This window comes from Bacillus sp. FSL W8-1127, assembly GCF_038006725.1.
GTDB classification, from domain to species: domain Bacteria; phylum Bacillota; class Bacilli; order Bacillales; family DSM-4216; genus Bacillus_O; species Bacillus_O smithii.
The window spans coordinates 2,852,600-2,871,805 of record NZ_JBBOVU010000001.1 but is presented as its reverse complement, the minus strand read 5'-3'; the positions used below and the strand labels follow the sequence as shown (position 1 = coordinate 2,871,805).

Sequence of the window (19,206 nt, the reverse complement as noted above, 5' to 3'; positions counted from 1 at the left end):
TTTGCTTAATAATAAGGAAGATATTCCCTTTTCTTGACAAGGTGGAAAAAATTTACCTAAAATTTGTTCCAAAAGGAAATCCCTTTCAAAGATTTCACAGCGAATATTTAGTGGATGCAATGAAATGGAATTTTTTCTTAATCAATAACTAGAGAGAGTGAAGGAACAACAAGCGAAAGTGTCTTATCGTTCTTTTATTCTGAATTGTCCGATTTGTTTACCAGCGATAAAAATATCCGTTTAAAGAGAAAGGATTGGATAAGATGAGAAAATGGCTTCTTCTTATTTTTATAGTTGCGTTTGGTCTGGTTGCTACGGCATGTTCGGGAAATGGCAAGGAAAAAACGGAGAAGAGCGAAGCAAGCAGCACTCCTATTCCTCTCGATGTGTCCATTCGTTTGCCGAAGGCGATTCAGCCTAATCAAGAAGTGAAAGTGGAAGCGGTGGTGACGCAAGGGCGAGAGAAGGTGGATGACGCGGATGAAGTAAAGTTTGAAATTTGGAAAAAAGGACAAGCCAATCACAAAATGTTAACGGGTAAGCATGAGAAAGACGGGATATATTCGGTACAGACAACATTTGCCGAAAAAGGAGCGTATTATGTTGTGTCCCATGTGACGGCAAGAGGGATACACAATATGCCGCAGAAAGAATTTTGGGTAGGACAACCACAATAAAAAAGCCGGCCTAAAAAGCCGGCTTTTTCCATGCGACAGTCGCCTGCAATCCCCGTTCCATGGAGTTTTGGTCAACCCAAAAAAGCTGATTCGTCCGGCAGGATCACGATTCTGCTTCATTCTAGCCTTCTATAGATTGGTTCTCTTCTATTAAAAACGATTTCCTCTACTATTCTTTATTTCCCGTTTCGGGATTGAATTGTTGTTTTAGTTTTTCCAACGCACCTTTCTTCCATTTTTTCACCGCGCTTTCAGATACACTTGCTTTGTGAGCGATTTCTTTTGTTGTCAATCCATCGTAAAAAGAAGCGATGACCCAAAACTTTTGTTTAGACGTGAGTGTTTTACAATACGATAGCAGGATTTCTTTTTCAAATGGTTCATCATTTGCGGGAAATTCCGAAAATCCGGCATTTGTTTCCACTAATAAAGTAGATGTCGCTTCTTCCCACTTTCTGGCATTGGAAAGTTCGGTCATCATTCTTCCTTTAATGAATGAATAAGCGTAGCTGGCAAAAGCTCCTTTTTCAGGCTGGAAATTTCTTTGCGCCTCCCAAAGGGCAATCAATCCGACTTGATAAAACTCCTGTTTATTTTTATAAATGTGCAGTTTGTTTATAATGGCGTGGATCATAGGTGAATATTTTTCAGCCAACTGCTCAAACGATTCCATTTTCCTTTCCTTTCTGAAAAGCGCGCTTTTCAAATATTCCCGGGTGCTTTCACCTTATCGGGAACTTGGCTCTTTTTCGAAAAGAGAAAAATGAAAAAATAGGAAAATGATAAAGTGAAAATCCATTTTTTCATACGTTATTCTTTTGAAATGAGCAAAAATAAATAGTTTTTGGGCTCATTTAATCGTTTTTGTTTTTCATTCATTCATTCAATAGTCCTTTTCTTTTTGTGCTGAACATGCCATTATAGAGAAAAAGGAAAGGAAAAATCGGAATTTTCCGGAATAAGACGCCTTAAAGGGGGAGAACGAACGTCTCCGCGATAAAATATGATACGTAGGATTGAAGGCACTTATTTATAATCATTACATTTTGAAAATACTGTATAATAAAATAATAGAAAAAAACGTTGAAAAAATGCGGGTTTCGGTTTATTATTTTAGTAACTTGATAACAAATAAAAATAAAGGAGTTTGCATAATTATGAATAAAGTAGGAGCTAAGTTTTCGCTGTTTCTTGCGGTTTGCTTCGTGTTTTTGCTGGCGGCATGCGGATCAAACCAAGGGAAAAGCGATTCTGATGGAAAGATCAAAACGCTAAAGGTAGGAACAAATGCCGCTTTTGCCCCATTTGAATATATGGAGAAAGGGAAAGTGACCGGATTTGATATCGATTTGATCCATGCGGTGGCGAAAGAAGCCGGATATCAAGTCGATGTGCAGCATGAAGGCTGGGATTCCATGTTGGCGAATTTGGAAAACAAACAATCCGATCTGGCTATTTCCGGCATTACGATCAATGATGATCGCAAAAAGACGTATGATTTCTCCCGCCCGTATTTTGAAGCAGCCAATGTCATTGTGGTGAAAAAAGGAAGCAATGTTAAAAATGCCTTGGACTTAAAAGGAAAAAAAGTGGGCGTTCAAAGCGGAACGACTGGACAAGATGCTGCTGAAAAAATATTAGGCAAAAACAGTCAGAATGTGAAAAAATACGAGGATGTAACGGTAGCCTTTATGGCTTTGAAAAATAAAGAAGTAGATGCAGTGGTCATCGATAATGTCGTCGCCAATGAGTACGTAAAAAACCATCCGAAAGAGAATTTAAAGGTCATTACGGACCGCAAAAACTTTGAATCCGAATTTTACGGCATCGCATTTCCTAAAGGCAGCGAGTTGACGCCAAAATTTGATCAAGCGCTTGAAAAAGTGATGGAAAACGGCACCTATGAAAAACTTTATAAAAAGTGGTTTGGAAAAGAGCCGGATATGGAAGTTTTAAAAAAAGCGAAACCATAACTTTCAGCATGCGAATGTGGCAAAAGAACAAGGCTGCCGCCTCATTTTGGGCGCAGCCGATTTTTGCTTTATGAAAACATGGGAAGAAAAGGAGAAGAATCATGGATTTTCAGTATGATATCATCCGAGAATATTTGCCGTATTTTGCAAAAGGTACATTATTGACGATCGGAATGTCCTTGATTGCCGTGCTGATCGGCCTGATTCTTGGGCTGTTGATTGGACTTGGAAAAATGGCGTCCAACAAATGGGTGAGACTCCCTTTTATTTGGCACGTCAACTTTTACAGGGGAACTCCGCTATTCGTGCAAATTTTGTTGATTCATTTCGGAGTGATGCCGCTCTTTATGTCCCCTGTCAATCCGATTGTTTCCGGGATTGTGGCTTTATCTTTAAATTCGTCCGCATACGTCGCGGAGATTTTTCGGGCCGGTATTCAATCGATCGATAAAGGGCAAATGGAAGCGGCTCGTTCATTAGGAATGACGCATGTTCAAGCGATGTGGCACATCATTTTGCCGCAAGCGGTCAAACGGATGATTCCGCCGCTTGGGAACGAATTTATTGTATTATTGAAGGACTCTTCTTTAGCGGCCATTATTGCCGCACCGGAATTAATGTACTGGGGACGTGCTGCCCAAGGTCAGTATTACCGTGTATGGGAGCCATATATTACGGTAGCTCTCATCTATTTAGTGCTCACTCTTTCGTTAACATACTTGCTAAATTATATTGAGAGAAGGTTGGAAAAAGAATGATTTCGGTAAAAGGACTCAAAAAATCATATGGCGATACAGAAGTCTTAAAAGATATTTCCATTGACATCCATCCAAAAGAAGTGGTAGTCGTGATTGGTCCTTCCGGTTCAGGAAAATCCACCTTTTTGAGATGCTTGAACATGTTGGAAACCATTTCTGGAGGACATGTGATTATTGATGGCATGGACTTGGCAGATAAGAAAACGGATATTAACAAAGTTCGCACCGAAGTAGGCATGGTGTTTCAACAATTTAATTTGTTTCCGCATAAAACCGTTCTGGAGAATATTACCTTATCTCCTATCATCGTAAGAAAATGGAGCAAAGAGAAAGCAGAAAAAAAAGCGATGGAGCTGCTTGAGAAAGTAGGTCTTTCCGATAAAGCGAACGTATATCCTCATTCGTTGTCCGGAGGGCAAAAACAGCGTGTTGCGATTGCCAGAGCTCTTGCGATGGAACCGAAAGTCATGTTGTTTGATGAACCGACATCAGCTTTGGATCCGGAAATGGTCGGGGAAGTGTTGGAAGTGATGAAACAGCTTGCTCAAGAGGGAATGACCATGGTGGTCGTTACCCACGAAATGGGATTCGCTCGTGAAGTAGGGGACAGGGTTGTGTTTATGGATGGAGGCTATATTGTGGAAGAAAATACTCCGCAAGAATTGTTCGATCATCCGCAACATGAAAGGACAAAATCGTTTTTAAGCAAAGTATTGTAGAAGCAGCAGACAGCTGTTTCTTTTTTTCATGCCGGCGTGAAAGGTCGATTCTTGAAGTTTGTTCTTGACGGTGTTGGGTGAAAATTCTGTATTTACTTTTTGCAATCTGTCCTCTATGATGAAAATGTACAGGAAGAAAAATTATATGGATAAGGGAGAATGAAATGTCAAATCCAAAATCGGAATGGCTTTCTTGGATAAAGTCGATCTTGTTTGCGCTAATCATTTCGTTTATCATTCATACGTTTCTTTTTTCTCCTTATATAGTAAAAGGAGAATCGATGTCTCCTACTTTGGAAGAAGGAAATAAGTTGATTGTAAACAAGATGAAAAATATAAAGAGATTTGACATTGTGGTGTTCCATGCGCCGGATTCTAATGAGGTATATGTTAAGCGCGTGATTGGACTGCCGGGCGATACAGTAGAAATGAAAAATGATGTTCTGTATATAAACGGAGTAGCGTATAAAGAGCCATACTTAAATAAGCTGAAAAAGCAATATTCCTATTTGAACCGTTTTACCGGAGATTTCACATTAAAAGAAATCACAGGAAAAGAAAAGGTTCCTGATGGTAAAGTATTTGTTCTAGGCGACAATCGTTTAAGAAGCAATGACAGCAGAAGATTTGGATTTATCGACGAAAAGGATATTATTGGTTCGGCCGTTTTTCGTGCTTGGCCCATCCAAAAAATCGGCGTGATGAATTAAGCTGAAAATCAAATCTTCTTGGAGTTTTTGGTACTATGAGTCCGGAGGTAAGTCCAATCGTTGCAATGAATCCTGGAACGTGATATTGCTTACAGCAGCTGCTAAAGGGTTTTCGCCGTTTGTCTCTATACCGCTGGTTTTCCACTGCTTTCATCATTCTAAGGCTAATCAATGTAAACGGCGATGAACCTATTCAATCGCATTTTCTGACAAAGTTTGATTAACAGACATGAAACGGAATAGTCTATTCCTATTGGATTTTATTGAAATAGCCATTTTACGCCTTGATTCGTTCATTTTCTTGAAAAATGCCTCCGAAGATCTCTTTTCCATTTCATTCTTCTTGAATGTTTATGAAAGGAAATGTTCTAATTCCCTCTTCTTCCAACTTACTATTGCTAATTTATGAAGAAAGTGCATGCAAACACGAAGAGGGCCGCAGATCAATCGAAAATGTGAGGTCCCGAACCTTTTTTTGACTGGTACAGGGAGAAAATGACGAGGATTCTTGTAATAGTGTGAAAGATGCATCAAATCCGGACCGGGTCAATGTTTTGGAAAAGAAAATTCTCAGGATCGTTGACAATGTAAAAGAAGCCGTTTATTCTAGAAGAGAATAGGCGAATCCGCCATTCAAGCTGAAAGAAGACTAGTTGTGTTTGACGGTTTATCACTGCCATTTTCTTGATGCCAATTGAACGAGCCGAAAATGTATAAATACGGTTGTTTTTTTGGTAAGACCGCACCTTTTCTTTTGAAGAAGAGGTTTTTCTATACAAATAAAACATACTATTTTAATAAGAATTATAAGAATTAAAAATTTAGGAGGTGCCTTGGGGTGCAAAAACACGTAAGAATTCAATGGAAAGGCCATCATTTGGCTGCGACGATTCACTATCCTGCAGAGTGGACCGATCAGGAAAAAAACGCACGCTATCCTTTAGTCGTGATCTGTCATGGTTTTATAGGAAGCAGGGTAGGAGTAAATCGGTTGTTTTACAAAGCGGCACAAGAATTGGCGGAAGACCAGTATGTGGTGATCCGGTTCGATTATGCGGGATGCGGCGAAAGTGATGGAGACTATGGACAGACAGGCTTGGATGATTTCATCGATCAAACGAATCATGTGATTGATTTTGGGTTACAATTAAACGGAGTGGACGCCGATCAATTGGTCCTTCTTGGGCATAGTCTAGGCGGGGCAGTTGCATCATGGATTGCCGCCAATGATTCAAGAGTGAAAAAATTAATCCTCTGGGCTCCTGTAGGTCAACCGTATAAGGATATTGTCGCCATTGTCGGCGAAAAAGAAGTGGAAAAACTGAAACAAAAAACGTTTATTGATTATATGGGCTATCAGTTGACCTCCCGCTTCTTTCGTTCATTGTCATTGTACCATCCGCTCAAGGAAGCTTCCCGATTTCAAGGAGATGTAATCATTCTTCATGGAACGAATGATGAAGACATTTCTGCCGAATATTGTTTGCGCTACGATTCCGTATTTCAAACAAGAGAAAAAGGAACGTGCGAAAAACGGCTTATTGCCGGGGCAAATCATACTTTTTCCTCCTGTGTCGACCAAAGAGATCTGTTTTCGGAAACAAGACGTTGGCTTGCTGCTGTATTGAAAAGGGAGACGAGAAAAAAAGTCGTCTGACAGCTAATGAATCCAAAAATGGGTTTGACTTTAACATTCACCTTTCCGAAGAGAAAAGAAGTGGTTGGCCTCTCGGGATGGCTCCTGTTGTGAAAGATTTATGTTCATATGATTGCATTATTAAAAAGATGACGATTGACGGATTTGGATGGGCTGGTTCTAATAGGGAGAGCTGGCCTGTTTTATTTTTTAAAAAGGAAAAAATCGCAATTTTTCTCATTATAACGGGCTGGAAGGTATGTTAAAATAATCGTATGGTTCCTTTGAGCAATAGATTGCTGTTTGAATTCTTTTTGAAAAGTAAGGAAAATGGACAATCGAAAGCCCATATTATGTTATAAAAAGATGAAAGGAAAACGGGACGCTGTTTAGGAATCCATCGGCGTGGCGTTGTTTATTGAACAGTGGACAAGCGGCTTGCCCCATTTTCCCTTTACGATTAAATAGCAACTCAAGAGACCTAAAAGGGGGAAAAGAATGAGTCGATGGAAGACTACGTGAAACGATTTGCCAATTCGAAAACATGGCGAAGAATTGTGATTCTGGCCATTATTGTCTTTTTTCTCTATATAGTAAGAAGCATGATGAATGTTATTTTGCTTACATTTATTTTTACCTTTTTGATGGATCGATTGGAAAAAATGGTATCCGGATTCATTCGAATCAATCGAAAAATCACCGTCATCCTTTTATATACCATTGTGGTTGGTTTGCTTTTGTATGGAATTGTCAGGTATTTGCCGGTGATTGTTGCGGAAATTACCCAGTTGGTGAAACAAATCACTGAGTTTTACACGCGGCCGCAGCATAATGTCATCTTGAATTATTTGGTGGACTTCTTAAAAGAAAAGCAAATATCCAGTTATTTGCAGCAAGGCGTTACCTTCTTGCTGAAGTATTTTACGGATATCAGCAAAATCGTACTTCAAGTTTTGCTTGCCATTATTTTAAGTCTGTTTTTTTTGCTGGAAAAAGAGCGGCTTATTCGATTTACCCGTAAATTTAAGCACAGCAAATTGTCCATGTTTTATGACGAAATTGAGTTTTTCGGCCGGAAGTTTGTAAGAACGTTTGGCAAGGTGATTGAGGCCCAAGTCGTTATTGCGATCGTCAATACGATTTTGTCGATTGCCGGACTTTGGATTATGGGGTTTCCCCAATTGTTTGGCTTAGCGATCATGATTCTTTTTCTCGGCTTTATACCGGTTGCCGGAATGATTATTTCGCTTATTCCGCTTTCCATTATCGCATACAGCATCGGCGGGTATATAAAAGTATTGTATGTATTGATTATGATCGCTGTGGTTCATGCGGTCGAAGCCTATTTGCTGAACCCGAAACTCATGTCTTCTAAAACGAATTTGCCTGTTTTTTACACATTTATGGTCCTCATTTTTTCAGAACAATTTTTTGGTGTTTGGGGTTTGATCTTAGGGATTCCGATTTTTGTGTTTTTACTGGATGTTTTAGAGGTCACCGATTCATCCGACAACAAAGAAAAAGAATAAAAGGGAAAGTCTGCATCTCAAAAAAAGATGCAGGCTTTTTTTTGCAGACGACTATTATATGTGCTTCCCAAGTTCGGCATAATCTCTCCTTCTTCTTCATAGATTGATATGGAAAAGCTGAATGGACCAGCTATAGAACCTGTGGAAAAGGAGATGGGAGAGGTGAAGCACAAAAAGAAATGGCTGCTGATGGGGCTAGTATTTATACTGGCAGCGGCTTTATTCGCCGGATGCGGCAAATCGAAAGAAACGGGCACAACAGAAAAAAGCACATTGGATAAGATTAAAAAGCGGGGGGAATTAGTGGTCGGCGTTAAATATGATACGTATTTATTCGGCTATAAGGATCCGAAAACCGGTAAAGTAGAAGGCTTTGATGTTGATATTGCCAAAGCGCTTGCCAAGAAAATTTTCGGCGATGAGAAGAAAGTCAAGCTTGTAGAAGTAACGTCCAAAACGCGAATTCCGATGCTGCAAAACGGCCAAATTGATGCCATTATTGCGACGATGACGATTACGGATGAACGCAAGAAACAAGTCAATTTTTCCGATGTGTATTTTGATGCGGGACAATCTCTGCTTGTGAAAAAGGGCAGTCCGATTAAAAGTGTAAAAGATTTGAAAAAAGGAACGAAAGTATTGGCCGTAAAAGGAGCAACGTCCGGAGATAATGTGAAAGCTAAAGCTCCAGATACGCAAGTGTTGGAATTTGAAAATTACGCCGAAGCGTTTACCGCATTAAAATCGGGAAAAGGGGATGCTTTGACAACGGATAATTCGATCCTTTATGGCATGGCGGCACAAGATCCTAACTATGAAGTGGTTGGCGGAACATTTACGAATGAGCCATACGGCATTGCCGTTCGAAAAGGCGATGAGAAATTCACGAAATACATCAATTCTTTCCTAAAAGAACTGAAGGAAAGCGGAGAGTATGATCGAATCAAGAAAAAATGGATTAAACAACAATAATGCATTTTAGAGCTGGACTAAAAATGGTCCAGTTTTTTTGGATTTTCTTATGATTTAGAGAGTCCTTCGATTCGTCCAATTTTGCACAAAAAACGATACTATATTTGGACTGTTTTTTTCTATTTTTCTGTAATATAGTGAAAACAGATAGAAAAAAATCTTGTTTTACACATATTAGAAAGCGATTACAAAAATCTGGAGGGAGGAATCATGACGCTTGACCACCGCTCCATGGCCGTGCTAACGAAATTGGTTCGATCTCCTTCTTTTGTCACCGTTCAAGAATTAACGGAAAGTTTAAATGTTTCAAAGCGAACAGTTTACTATGATATGAAAAAGATCAACTATTGGTTGGAAAAACAAAAACTTCCTTCCGTTCAGTACGTTCGCTCTCAAGGTTTCTACTTGGAAGAAAAATCAAAACGAGAAATTCCGAAGAAAATACCCTTTGTCTATCGGCATTATGAATATTCGCCGAAAGAACGAAAAGCCAAAATGATGGTTTCGCTTCTGATGAAGGAGCGCCCCGTCTTTCTAGCAGATTTATTGAAGATGGTGGATGTCAGTCGGAATACGGTGATAGAAGATATCAAAGGGTTGAAAGAAGAATGCAAAAAGTTTCATGTACAAATCGTTTCCACTAAAAAGAAAGGGTATATCCTCTTTGGGAAAGAACTGGATTTGCGAAATGCCCTTGTTTACTTCTTGTCCCAGCTAAGTGGCAATAAAGAATGGATGAATGGATTCTTTCCCGTTTTACATGAAATTACAACTGAACATTTAAATTTGATTTACAAAATGATTTCCGAAAGCGAAAGTATGTTAAATCTTCACTTTACGGATGAAGATGTTCAAACGTTAAGTTTGCGTGTTTATCTTTTTTCGAAAAGAATCAAGCAAGGGTATTTTGTGGAAATGGATCCGGTTGAAAAAGACATTCTCCGTTCTACAAAAGAATATTTGGCCGCTCAACATATCGGCAAGCAGTTGGAGCGTTGTTTCAAGCTGGAGATACCGGAAGACGAGATCTATTTTTTGACTACTCACTTACTCAGTTCTAAAATTATCCATTCTCAAAATTTAGATGCGAGGAATTCTGACGTTGCTGCTCTGCGAGAAGTATGTAAAAAAATGGTGGACGATTTTCAAAAATACTCTTGTGTGTTCTTTCGAAATCGAAAAGCGGTGGAGAATCATTTGCTGCTACATTTGAAACCCGCTTTTTATCGGCTGAAATACGGGATCAAAGTGAACAATCCTCTCTTTGACTCCATTAAAACCAATTATGCGGACATATTTGCTTTAACCAAAAAAGTGATTGATCATTTTCAAAAACTGGTGGGAAAGCCTATTCCTGACGACGAAACAGCTTTGCTGGCCGTCCACTTCGGGGGATGGCTCAATCGTGAAGAGGCAGAAGGGCATCAACGTAAAAAAGCGGTGATCGTATGTGCGAATGGAGTAGGAACGTCTTTGATTATGCATAGACAGCTTAAAGAGCTGTTGCCAAACGTCGAGATTGTCGATAGCTTGACGAAAAGACAATATGATTCTGCAAGCCTTGATGTCGATTTTGTAGTATCTACTGTACCGCTTCAAGATCGCGGCATTCCTGTATTTTTGACAAATCCGATTATGAATGAAGCAGAAAAAAACAAGTTGCTGAAATGGACGAACCACTTTACAAATAACAGAGAAAATCTTTCCGTTCAAGCATTCATGAATATGATTGAAAAGTATGCAGATATCCACGACTATGAAGGTCTTGCACGAAAGGTAAAGGAATTTTTGTCCGTTCCTTCCCCGACGATGAAGGAGGTATACAAACCGATGCTCAATGAATTGATTGATGAAGACCACATTGTGTTAAAAGAGGAGGAGAAGAGCTGGGAAGATGCCATAAAAACGGCGGCGGAGCCACTGCTGAAAACGGGTGCGGTCACGGAAGGATATGTCGATGCCATGATTGAAAGCGTCCATGAGTTGGGACCGTATATCGTCATTGCACCAAAAGTAGCGATTCCTCATGCAAGGCCTGAAAAAGGAGTTAATCGACTGGGGATGACATTGCTGCGCTTAAAAAAAGGAGTACCCTTTGCAGAGGATGGTTCACGCAATGTTCATTTGGTTATTGTCTTGGCAGCCGTGGACAATGAAACGCACTTAAAAGCGTTGTCTCAATTATCTAATTTGCTGTCAGACTCTCAAAATATCGAGCAATTAATCAAGGCGGACACAAAAAAAGAGATTCTCGATTTAATCAATCAATATTCAAAAGAATAAGGAGAGATGGAATATGAAAAAGATTTTAGTCGTTTGCGGAAACGGATTAGGAAGCAGTTTAATTGTGGAAATGAATGTAAAAAAAATCTTGAAAGAAATGGGCGTAGAAGCGGAGGTCAGTCATACGGATCTGGCAACAAGCAAATCGGAACAAGCGGATATTTATCTTGGCTCTAAAGAGATTGTAGAAAACTTGGAGGATGGAAAAAGAACGGTTGTCGCATTGAAAAACATTCTCGATCAAAATGAAATCAGAAGAGAGCTTGAAAAATACTTTTAGGAGGAAAAAGCCATGCTGGACTTTTTAATGAAGGACATCTTAGGGACTCCCGCCATTTTAGTCGGCATATTTGCGCTTGTCGGTTTGCTGCTGCAAAAGAAAAATGCGGCAGAAACGGTGTCTGGAACGTTAAAGACGATTATGGGATTTGTGATTTTAAGCGGCGGAGCGAATATTCTCGTAGGCGCCCTTGATATTTTTAGTAAAATGTTTCAACATGCCTTTCGCATTCAAGGCGTTATTCCCAACAATGAAGTGATAGTGGCCATCGCCCAAAAAACATTTGGTAGTGAAACGGCATTAATAATGGTATTTGGTATGATCGTGAATATTATTTTGGCTAGGATTACCCCTTTTAAATACATTTTTTTAACCGGACATCATACTTTATTCATGGCTTGTTTAATTTCTGCCGTTCTGGCAACGGGCGGAATAACCGGAGTACCCCTTGTTATTATTGGATCGATCATTCTCGGATTATTAATGGTAATTTCTCCTGCGATTCTGCAGCCGTTCGTACGCCAAATTACGGGTTCGGATGATATCGCCGTAGGACACTTTGGTTCCTTTGGCTACTTTGTGGCCGGATTTTTGGGCAAAGTATTCGGAAACAAGGAACGTACAACGGAAGAAATAAAAGTCCCGAAATCACTGGGATTTTTGCGGGATACTTCAGTAGCCGTATCGTTGACAATGTGCATCTTGTTCTTCATCGTTGCCGGTTTCGCCGGTCCTGCATTTATCGAAAAGGAGCTAAGCGGCGGAACGAATTTCTTAGTCTTTTCTTTTATGCAATCGATTACCTTTGCCGCCGGAGTGTATATCATTTTATCGGGCGTTCGTTTGATCATCGCAGAAATTGTTCCTGCGTTTAAAGGGATAGCCGATAAGTTTGTAAAAGATGCGAAACCTGCGCTGGATTGCCCAACTGTTTTTCCTTTTGCGCCAAATGCCGTTATTATCGGATTTTTAACTAGTTTTGTGGCCGGGCTGGTTTCGATGTTTTTGCTTCCTTTGTTCCACTTAAAAGTCATTGTGCCCGGTCTTGTTCCTCACTTTTTCACAGGAGCAGCGGCGGGTGTATTCGGAAATGCAACCGGTGGCCGAAGAGGCGCCGTGATCGGCTCATTCGCAAACGGACTGCTGATCTCGTTTTTGCCGGCTATTCTCCTTCCGGTCCTCGGATCGCTTGGTTTCGAAGGAACAACGTTCGGTGACGCTGACTTTGGCATTGTCGGTATTCTTCTTGGCTATTTGATGAAATTGTTTTCTTAATGAAAAGCCAATCTCTTCTAAAGTGAATCCCTTTTGTGCAGACAGTTTTGAAAAAGCTCATCCTGTCTCACAGGAGGGATTTTTCATGGTTTTCGACTGTCTGGTGATAGGGTGTCCACCCGCGGGAACGAGTAAATGACAAATGACAAATGACCTTTAGAGATGACCGTTGCATTTATCTTCTTTCTTGCTGCCATCCTATTCTGACAAACCTATTTTTCTAGTTTATAATAAAACGAGGAAGATGAAATTTTTGGGGTGTGAGCAATGGGAAGAGCGGCGGCTTTGTTTTTGCTGGCGGGATTGGCGGAAATCGGCGGCGGTTATTTGATTTGGCTGTGGATTCGGGAACAATATTCATTCTGGTACGGGGTTATTGGAGCGATTCTACTTGTCCTGTATGGTATCATTCCAACGTTACAAAGCTATCCGGCATTCGGGCGAGTTTATGCCGCTTATGGCGGTGTCTTTATTTTTCTTTCTGTCCTGTGGGGATGGGGAGTCGATAGAAAAACGCCCGATTTATATGATTGGCTCGGTGCTTTGATTTGTTTAGTGGGAGTTGGCGTGATTCTTTGGGCGCCGAGGCATTAGGTTTTGTGATAGTAAAATAATAGATTTGTCAAGCTGTTCGAATGAGCTTCTTGAGAACGGTCCTTGTTTGCAGAAAAATACAACATCGATAGATAGATAGGAGGAAAAGGCATGTTTCCAGCAAGATTGGAACCGGGGGATGAAATCCGTGTCATCGCTCCTTCGACCAGTATGGCGCTTGTCAAAGGAGAGCAGCTGCAATTAGCCAAAGAACGATTAGAGAATTTGGGCTTTCATGTTACATTTGGCCAACATGTCGAGGAGCATGATGAATTTTTTTCTACTTCGGTTGAACACCGTCTTGAAGATTTACACGAAGCTTTTCAAGATAAACAAGTAAAAGCGATATTAACGGCGGTCGGAGGCTATAACAGCAACCAGCTTTTAAAAGAAATGGATTACGACTTGATCAAAGAACACCCTAAAATTTTGTGCGGATGCGGCGACACTACCGCTCTTCAACTGGCGATTTACCGGAAAACCGGCCTTATTACGTACTACGGGCCTCATTTTTCAACATTGGGCATGAAAGTGCCATCCGATTATACGATGCAATGTTTTTTGGAGGCGCTCACAAATGATGCTCCTTTCGACATTGAACCTTCTAAGCAGTGGAGCGATGACAAATGGCATGTAGAGAAAGAGGACCGAATCTATTATCCGCAATCCGATTACGACATCCTTCAAGAAGGTGAAGGAGAAGGCACTCTTGTCGGCGGACATTTATCGACTTTGAATTTGCTGCAAGGGACGGAATTTATGCCTTCATTAAAGGACGCTGTGCTTTTTCTTGAGGACGATGAAGAATGCCATCCATTCGCGTTTGACCGACAGCTTCAATCTTTGCTGCATCTTCCGGACGTTGAAGGGATCAAAGCCATCATCATCGGCCGTTTTCAAAAAAATTCAAACATGACACTCGAAGCATTAAAGAAAATGATTCACAGCAAGAAAGAATTAAAAGGAGTGCCGGTTATTGCGAATGTCAACTTTGGGCATACCGATCCAATCGCCACCATTCCGATTGGCGGACAAGCTTCCATTCATGCTGAAAATGGCGAAGTCTCCATTTCGGTGTATCCGAACAGCTAAAAAAGAAAGCCATCTTTTCATATCCCCTTTCTTAAACGCGATTTGGAAGGGGATACAAGCTGATCTGTTGTATGAATGGACAGGAATTCCGCCTTTTTTGTTGAAAACATTCTCATATACAGTTTTGTACATTCCGAAGTACAGTACTCTTTAATTAGAAATTTTCAGCATATAATTGAAAAAGTAGAAAGGAGGAGGCGGCGTGATTGAGAAAGTGTTCAGCGAGCTGGATGCGATTTTTCCGGAAACGGTCTCATTAAGAAGATTTTTTCATCAATATCCAGAACTTTCTTTTCAAGAGGAAAAAACACCGGCTAAAATTTCGGAATATTTAAATGATTTAGGGGTTAAAACGAGAACGATGGTAGGCGGAAGAGGTGTAGTCGGCATCATTCAAGGAGAACAGCCAGGAAAAACAGTGGCGATTCGGGCTGATTTTGATGCACTGCCTATACAAGATGAAAAACAAGTTCCTTACCGTTCGAAAATACCAGGCGTCATGCATGCCTGCGGACATGATGCCCATACGGCCCTGCTCTTGTCGGTCGCAAAAGCGTTTCAAACGTATCGTGGTCATATAAAAGGAAACATTGTCCTCATTCATCAGTTTGCTGAGGAAGTGCCTCCCGGCGGTGCTCTTCCGATGATTAAGGATGGCTGTCTGGACGGAGTGGATGCCATATTTGGCACCCATCTTTGGACACCGATTCCCGTTGGAAAAATAGCCATTCGAAAAGGACCGATCATGGCGGCAGCTGACAATTTTACAGCGGTGATCAAAGGAAAAGGAGGACATGGCGGCCAGCCGCATGAAACGATCGATCCCATCTTAATAGCAGCTAATTATCTTCAACTGCTTCAACAAATCCCTTCACGATCGATTAATCCAGTGGAGTCCGCTGTTATTTCCGTTGGTTCTTTTCATGCAGGAGAAACATTTAATGTGATTCCGGATCAAGCGGTGATCAAAGGGACGGTTCGAACGTTCAAGCCGGAAATTCAGAATTTGATCATCGAACAGATGGAAACACTTTTGCGAACTCTTTGCCTGGCGAAAAAAGCGGATTATGAATTCCGTTATGAAAAAGGCTATCCACCGGTAGTAAATCATTCAAAAGAAACCGAATTAGCAGCTGCATGTGCGAAAAAAGTGGTGGGAATCGAAAATGTTTTCGAAACAGACCCTTTAATGGTAGGAGAAGATTTCTCCTATTATTTACAAAAAGTACCGGGGACGTTTTTCTTAACCGGAGCCGGAAACCATGAAAAGCTCGCTTCTTTCCCTCATCATCATGCAAAATTCGACATTGATGAACGTGCCATGCTTTATGCAGCCAAGGTGCTGGCAGCAGCGGCCATCCAATATTTGCAAAATTGAATGAAATAGTAGGGCCTCAAAATCGTTGGAGGCCCCATTTTTTTGAAGAAAAAGGAACGCTGGACAATCGCCCTTGAATACATATAAAAAGAATGGATTGATTGGGAAAACAGAAAATAGGAAATGGATTCCATTTGGCGAACCTCTAATAGTCATCTTTAAATGGAGAATAGTGTGGGAATAAAAGTCGGGACGGTGGCAGAAAACAGAAGATGTCGTATCCATGATGCCAACATTTTTTCACCTTCAATAGAATAGGAGGTTGATAACATGAAAGCTTTAGTGTTAGGAGCAGGTCTTATGGGGAAAGAGGCGGCCCGGGATTTAGTGAATAGCGATGGGGTGGAGTTCGTAACGTTGGCTGATGTAGATACCGAAAAAGCTAAGCTGGCATGCGCCGATCTGCACTCGCCAAAGATTCATCCCGTTTTTGTAGATGCGGGCGACGAAACCCAACTGGTGCAATTGATGCGAAAGCATGACATTGTATTAAATGCATTGTTCTATTCTTTTAATTATGCGGTTGCGAAGGCGGCGATTGCTGCCGGCGTCCATTCGGTCGATCTTGGCGGGCATATCGGCCATGTGACCGATCGTGTTTTGGAACTGAACAAAGCGGCGGAGGGTGCCGGCGTTACTTTAATTCCTGATTTGGGGGTAGCGCCAGGTATGATTAATATTTTGTCCGGATATGGGGCGAGTCAATTAGACGAAGTAAAAGAAATCAAAATTTATGTTGGCGGCATCCCCGTTAAGCCTGATCCTCCCCTTGAATACAATCATGTATTTTCAATGGAAGGTGTGTTTGACCATTATACGGATCCTTCGCTGATCATCCGCAACGGACGAAAAGTGGAAGTTCCCTCATTGTCAGAAATAGAGCCAATTTATTTCGAAAAGTTTGGCCCCCTTGAAGCCTTTCATACGGCAGGAGGAACCTCTACTCTTTCCCGCACTTTTCCCCATCTCGATGTTTTAGAGTATAAAACCATCCGCTATCCGGGCCATGCGCAAAAATTCCAATTGCTCGTCGATTTGAATTTAACGAGGAAAGATTATGAAGTTGAAGTGAATGGACAAAAAATCAAGCCTCGGGATGTTTTTTTGAAAGTGATCGACCCGATTGTCGATTTAAAAGGCAAAGATGATGTCGTATTGTTGCGGGTTATCACTGTAGGAAGAAAGTATGGGAGAAGATCGGTTCATACATTTGAAATGAAGACTTATAACGATCGAATTCATAAAGTGACTGCCATGGCGAGATCGACGGCTTACACTCTTTCCGTTGTTGCTCAAATGATCGGAACGGGTACGATTCAAAAGCGTGGGGTGCACCCGCCGGAGACAATCGTTCCCGGCAAGGAATACATCAAGGAAATGGCCAAAAGAGGGGTATTAATTAAGGAAAAAGTGCATTAAAGAGGAATTGGAGTTTAATAGGATACGGATAATAAGTATGAAAACTGCGAAACATGGCTAACGGATGAAAATAGTGGGAATGATGGATATAGATGGAGCATTTTTAGACATAACTCATGGAAAGCCGGTCCTCTGTAATTAGTTGCCGAGGACCGGCTTTTTTACATTCTTTTTCTTGGTTGAAAGTTGCGGCTTTGAATGGCCCAGTTTTGAGGAAACGGGTTGCCAAGAACCCAATAACTGATTCCGCGCAATCCGTATTGTTTAATGATATCCATTTTTGCCTGCATGCTGCGGGCATCTTCAAACCATACTTCATGCCGCTGGCCGGTTTCATCAGTGTAATGAAAGAACGGGGCCTGGTATGCCTCGCTATATTCGATGCTTGTTCGATAGCGAACGGCCAACTGAATGGCTTCCTGCGGACTGATGGTGCGTGCAATGGTCCCTTCCATCCATGGAATTCTCCAATCGCGGCCGTATAACGGTGCACCCATCATAATTTTTCTTCTAGGAATGGCGGTAACGGCGTAATCTAAAACTTGTTTGATTTTATTGATCGGTGCGATGGCCCATGGTCTTCCCCCGGCCCATCCCCACTCGTACGTCATTAAGATGACAAAATCGACGATTTCACCGTGAGCCCGGTAATCATGTGCTTCATATAATAAACCGGGCTGGTTTTCTCTTTCTTTAGGGGCGAGAGCCGTGGATACCGATATCCCTAATGGCCTGAGCCGGCTTACGACCCTCCGCAAAAATGCATTATAATTTTCTCTATCTTGAGGATAGATATATTCAAAATCAAAATTGACCCCTCTGTATCCTTTGGAACGTACTGCCGATAAAATATTGGTGATCAATGTTTCTTGCAGAGAGGGATTTCGCAAAATGGCAGCGGCTCTGTCCGAGTTGAAACTGCCGTTCACAAAATTGGTCAACACCAGCAAAGTCTCTGTTCGATTGGCTGTTGCTGCCTGAAGGAGTCTATCGTCGTTTAATGGTGAAAGGGTTCCATCTTCGCGTATGGAATGGCTGAAGGGGCTTAAATACGTAAAATATTTTCCAAGCCTCAACACCTCTTGCCGGCTGCTTTCGTCTGTACTAGCGGAATAGGCGTTCACTTCAATGACGGACCTTCTCGCGGCTGGAACGATGAGTCGTTGACCTGGTGAAAGCACATTCGGATTTGAAAGGGAGTTGGCTGAAAGAAGCTGTTGTACAGTGACTCCAAAGCGTGCAGCGATTCTACTAAGATTATCTCCTGGACGAACGGTGTAGATCGAGTAGGGAAAAAACAGAATTTGCCCGGCAAAAATAAGCGCCGGATTGGCAATTTGATTGTAATCTGCAAGCGCCTGTTCAGAAATGCCGAACCTGTCAGCGATTTGCCGGAGCTGATCTCCCTGTTTTACTACATATTCCTGTCCGGGGCTGTGAATAACTAGCGCTTGCCCGATCACAAGCTGATTTGGATTCGCCAATTGATTGGCAAGTGAAATATCTTCTACGGAAACTCCGTATCGACGTGCGAGGGTGAATAAGTTTTCACCGCGCTGAATGACATGAATGTGCAATATGCTCAGCTCCTATACTTGGATAAATTCCGTTTTTACCTGAGACGGAAAACACTTTCTTTGCTTTATTCTGAAAAGCAGATTTGAGAAGGACTGTCCGGTAAAATATACGTTTGATACCCATTATATTCAGGAAGGGGCTGGTCATATGTATGACCTTTCGGGTGAAAATCAGAAGAATGATTTGAATTTATAGAGGCGTTTTTTTTGTGAGCAGCTGAATTCCTTTGCGGTCCAGTTCTTTTTTTGGTACCCTTAAGCAAGGTCTATTGGAAAACATCATGATAGCGAGGATTTTTCGGCTCATTGAAAAAAATAGAAAAATAAGATCTTC

The 19,206-nt window shown here is 41.3% G+C and carries 17 protein-coding genes; 15 read left to right on the top strand and 2 right to left on the bottom strand.

The genetic code is table 11. From position 1 onward, the window contains the following. Nucleotides 1–263: 263 nt before the first annotated feature. Nucleotides 264–677: a FixH family protein gene (locus tag NST12_RS13525; RefSeq protein ID WP_341101507.1), complete on the top strand. Its 414-nt coding sequence runs from the start codon at nt 264–266 to the stop codon at nt 675–677. Nucleotides 678–846: 169 nt separating this feature from the next. On the opposite strand, the gene NST12_RS13520 is transcribed toward NST12_RS13525, so the two are convergent. Further along, on the bottom strand, nt 847–1,350 hold the full coding sequence (locus tag NST12_RS13520; protein WP_341101505.1) for a sigma-70 family RNA polymerase sigma factor: 504 nt from the start codon (nt 1,348–1,350) through the stop codon (nt 847–849). Between the two features lie 484 nt (nt 1,351–1,834). On the opposite strand from NST12_RS13520, the gene NST12_RS13515 reads away from it, so the two are divergent. From NST12_RS13515 to NST12_RS13450, 14 genes are all read left to right on the top strand, one after another. Beyond that, nucleotides 1,835–2,650, top strand: a complete 816-nt coding sequence (locus NST12_RS13515; RefSeq protein WP_341101504.1) for a basic amino acid ABC transporter substrate-binding protein — start codon at nt 1,835–1,837, stop codon at nt 2,648–2,650. Nucleotides 2,651–2,751: 101 nt separating this feature from the next. Beyond that, entirely contained in the window at nt 2,752–3,408 is a 657-nt protein-coding gene (locus tag NST12_RS13510; RefSeq protein ID WP_341101503.1) for an amino acid ABC transporter permease, read from the top strand. Beyond that, the gene (locus NST12_RS13505; RefSeq protein ID WP_341101501.1) at nt 3,405–4,127 is read left to right on the top strand and encodes an amino acid ABC transporter ATP-binding protein; all 723 of its coding nucleotides are present in this window, start codon (nt 3,405–3,407) and stop codon (nt 4,125–4,127) included. The genes NST12_RS13510 and NST12_RS13505 overlap by 4 nt, the downstream gene beginning before the upstream one ends. Nucleotides 4,128–4,291: 164 nt before the next feature. Continuing rightward, complete coding sequence (gene lepB, locus NST12_RS13500; protein WP_341101500.1) at nt 4,292–4,837, top strand: signal peptidase I; 546 nt, start codon at nt 4,292–4,294, stop codon at nt 4,835–4,837. 838 nt (nt 4,838–5,675) lie between these two features. Further along, nucleotides 5,676–6,494 carry an alpha/beta hydrolase family protein gene (locus NST12_RS13495; RefSeq protein ID WP_341101498.1) on the top strand — a complete coding sequence of 273 codons (819 nt, stop codon included), beginning with the start codon at nt 5,676–5,678 and terminating at the stop codon, nt 6,492–6,494. Nucleotides 6,495–6,979: 485 nt separating this feature from the next. Continuing rightward, nucleotides 6,980–8,002, top strand: coding sequence for an AI-2E family transporter (locus tag NST12_RS13490; RefSeq protein ID WP_270583451.1), 1,023 nt, complete (start codon nt 6,980–6,982; stop codon nt 8,000–8,002). A 153-nt stretch (nt 8,003–8,155) separates the two neighbouring features. Beyond that, nucleotides 8,156–8,974 carry an ABC transporter substrate-binding protein gene (locus NST12_RS13485; RefSeq protein WP_341101495.1) on the top strand — a complete coding sequence of 273 codons (819 nt, stop codon included), beginning with the start codon at nt 8,156–8,158 and terminating at the stop codon, nt 8,972–8,974. Nucleotides 8,975–9,184: 210 nt separating this feature from the next. After that, nucleotides 9,185–11,257 (top strand): BglG family transcription antiterminator, encoded by a 2,073-nt coding sequence (locus tag NST12_RS13480; protein ID WP_341101493.1) that lies wholly within the window; start codon nt 9,185–9,187, stop codon nt 11,255–11,257. 13 nt (nt 11,258–11,270) lie between these two features. Further along, nucleotides 11,271–11,537 (top strand): PTS sugar transporter subunit IIB, encoded by a 267-nt coding sequence (locus tag NST12_RS13475; protein ID WP_003352540.1) that lies wholly within the window; start codon nt 11,271–11,273, stop codon nt 11,535–11,537. A 12-nt stretch (nt 11,538–11,549) separates the two neighbouring features. Continuing rightward, nucleotides 11,550–12,812: a PTS ascorbate transporter subunit IIC gene (locus tag NST12_RS13470; RefSeq protein WP_341101491.1), complete on the top strand. Its 1,263-nt coding sequence runs from the start codon at nt 11,550–11,552 to the stop codon at nt 12,810–12,812. 267 nt (nt 12,813–13,079) lie between these two features. Next, the gene (locus NST12_RS13465; protein WP_341101488.1) at nt 13,080–13,406 is read left to right on the top strand and encodes a YnfA family protein; all 327 of its coding nucleotides are present in this window, start codon (nt 13,080–13,082) and stop codon (nt 13,404–13,406) included. 111 nt (nt 13,407–13,517) lie between these two features. Further along, on the top strand, nt 13,518–14,498 hold the full coding sequence (locus tag NST12_RS13460; RefSeq protein WP_341101486.1) for a S66 peptidase family protein: 981 nt from the start codon (nt 13,518–13,520) through the stop codon (nt 14,496–14,498). Between the two features lie 202 nt (nt 14,499–14,700). Next, the gene (locus tag NST12_RS13455; RefSeq protein ID WP_445662332.1) at nt 14,701–15,876 is read left to right on the top strand and encodes a M20 family metallopeptidase; all 1,176 of its coding nucleotides are present in this window, start codon (nt 14,701–14,703) and stop codon (nt 15,874–15,876) included. A 270-nt stretch (nt 15,877–16,146) separates the two neighbouring features. Further along, nucleotides 16,147–17,295, top strand: a complete 1,149-nt coding sequence (locus NST12_RS13450) for a saccharopine dehydrogenase family protein (RefSeq protein ID WP_341101483.1) — start codon at nt 16,147–16,149, stop codon at nt 17,293–17,295. A 161-nt stretch (nt 17,296–17,456) separates the two neighbouring features. Here NST12_RS13450 and NST12_RS13445 read toward each other — a convergent pair whose 3' ends face one another. Next, nucleotides 17,457–18,872 (bottom strand): LysM peptidoglycan-binding domain-containing protein, encoded by a 1,416-nt coding sequence (locus tag NST12_RS13445; RefSeq protein ID WP_341101481.1) that lies wholly within the window; start codon nt 18,870–18,872, stop codon nt 17,457–17,459. Nucleotides 18,873–19,206: the final 334 nt, after the last annotated feature.

Coding starts and splice junctions, on each gene's coding strand:
- NST12_RS13525 (WP_341101507.1), top strand. CDS start 264: ATGAGAAAATGGCTTCTTCTTATTTTTATAGTTGCGTTTGGTCTGGTT.
- NST12_RS13520 (WP_341101505.1), bottom strand. CDS start 1,350: ATGGAATCGTTTGAGCAGTTGGCTGAAAAATATTCACCTATGATCCAC.
- NST12_RS13515 (WP_341101504.1), top strand. CDS start 1,835: ATGAATAAAGTAGGAGCTAAGTTTTCGCTGTTTCTTGCGGTTTGCTTC.
- NST12_RS13510 (WP_341101503.1), top strand. CDS start 2,752: ATGGATTTTCAGTATGATATCATCCGAGAATATTTGCCGTATTTTGCA.
- NST12_RS13505 (WP_341101501.1), top strand. CDS start 3,405: ATGATTTCGGTAAAAGGACTCAAAAAATCATATGGCGATACAGAAGTC.
- lepB (WP_341101500.1), top strand. CDS start 4,292: ATGTCAAATCCAAAATCGGAATGGCTTTCTTGGATAAAGTCGATCTTG.
- NST12_RS13490 (WP_270583451.1), top strand. CDS start 6,980: ATGGAAGACTACGTGAAACGATTTGCCAATTCGAAAACATGGCGAAGA.
- NST12_RS13485 (WP_341101495.1), top strand. CDS start 8,156: ATGGGAGAGGTGAAGCACAAAAAGAAATGGCTGCTGATGGGGCTAGTA.
- NST12_RS13480 (WP_341101493.1), top strand. CDS start 9,185: ATGACGCTTGACCACCGCTCCATGGCCGTGCTAACGAAATTGGTTCGA.
- NST12_RS13475 (WP_003352540.1), top strand. CDS start 11,271: ATGAAAAAGATTTTAGTCGTTTGCGGAAACGGATTAGGAAGCAGTTTA.
- NST12_RS13470 (WP_341101491.1), top strand. CDS start 11,550: ATGCTGGACTTTTTAATGAAGGACATCTTAGGGACTCCCGCCATTTTA.
- NST12_RS13465 (WP_341101488.1), top strand. CDS start 13,080: ATGGGAAGAGCGGCGGCTTTGTTTTTGCTGGCGGGATTGGCGGAAATC.
- NST12_RS13460 (WP_341101486.1), top strand. CDS start 13,518: ATGTTTCCAGCAAGATTGGAACCGGGGGATGAAATCCGTGTCATCGCT.
- NST12_RS13450 (WP_341101483.1), top strand. CDS start 16,147: ATGAAAGCTTTAGTGTTAGGAGCAGGTCTTATGGGGAAAGAGGCGGCC.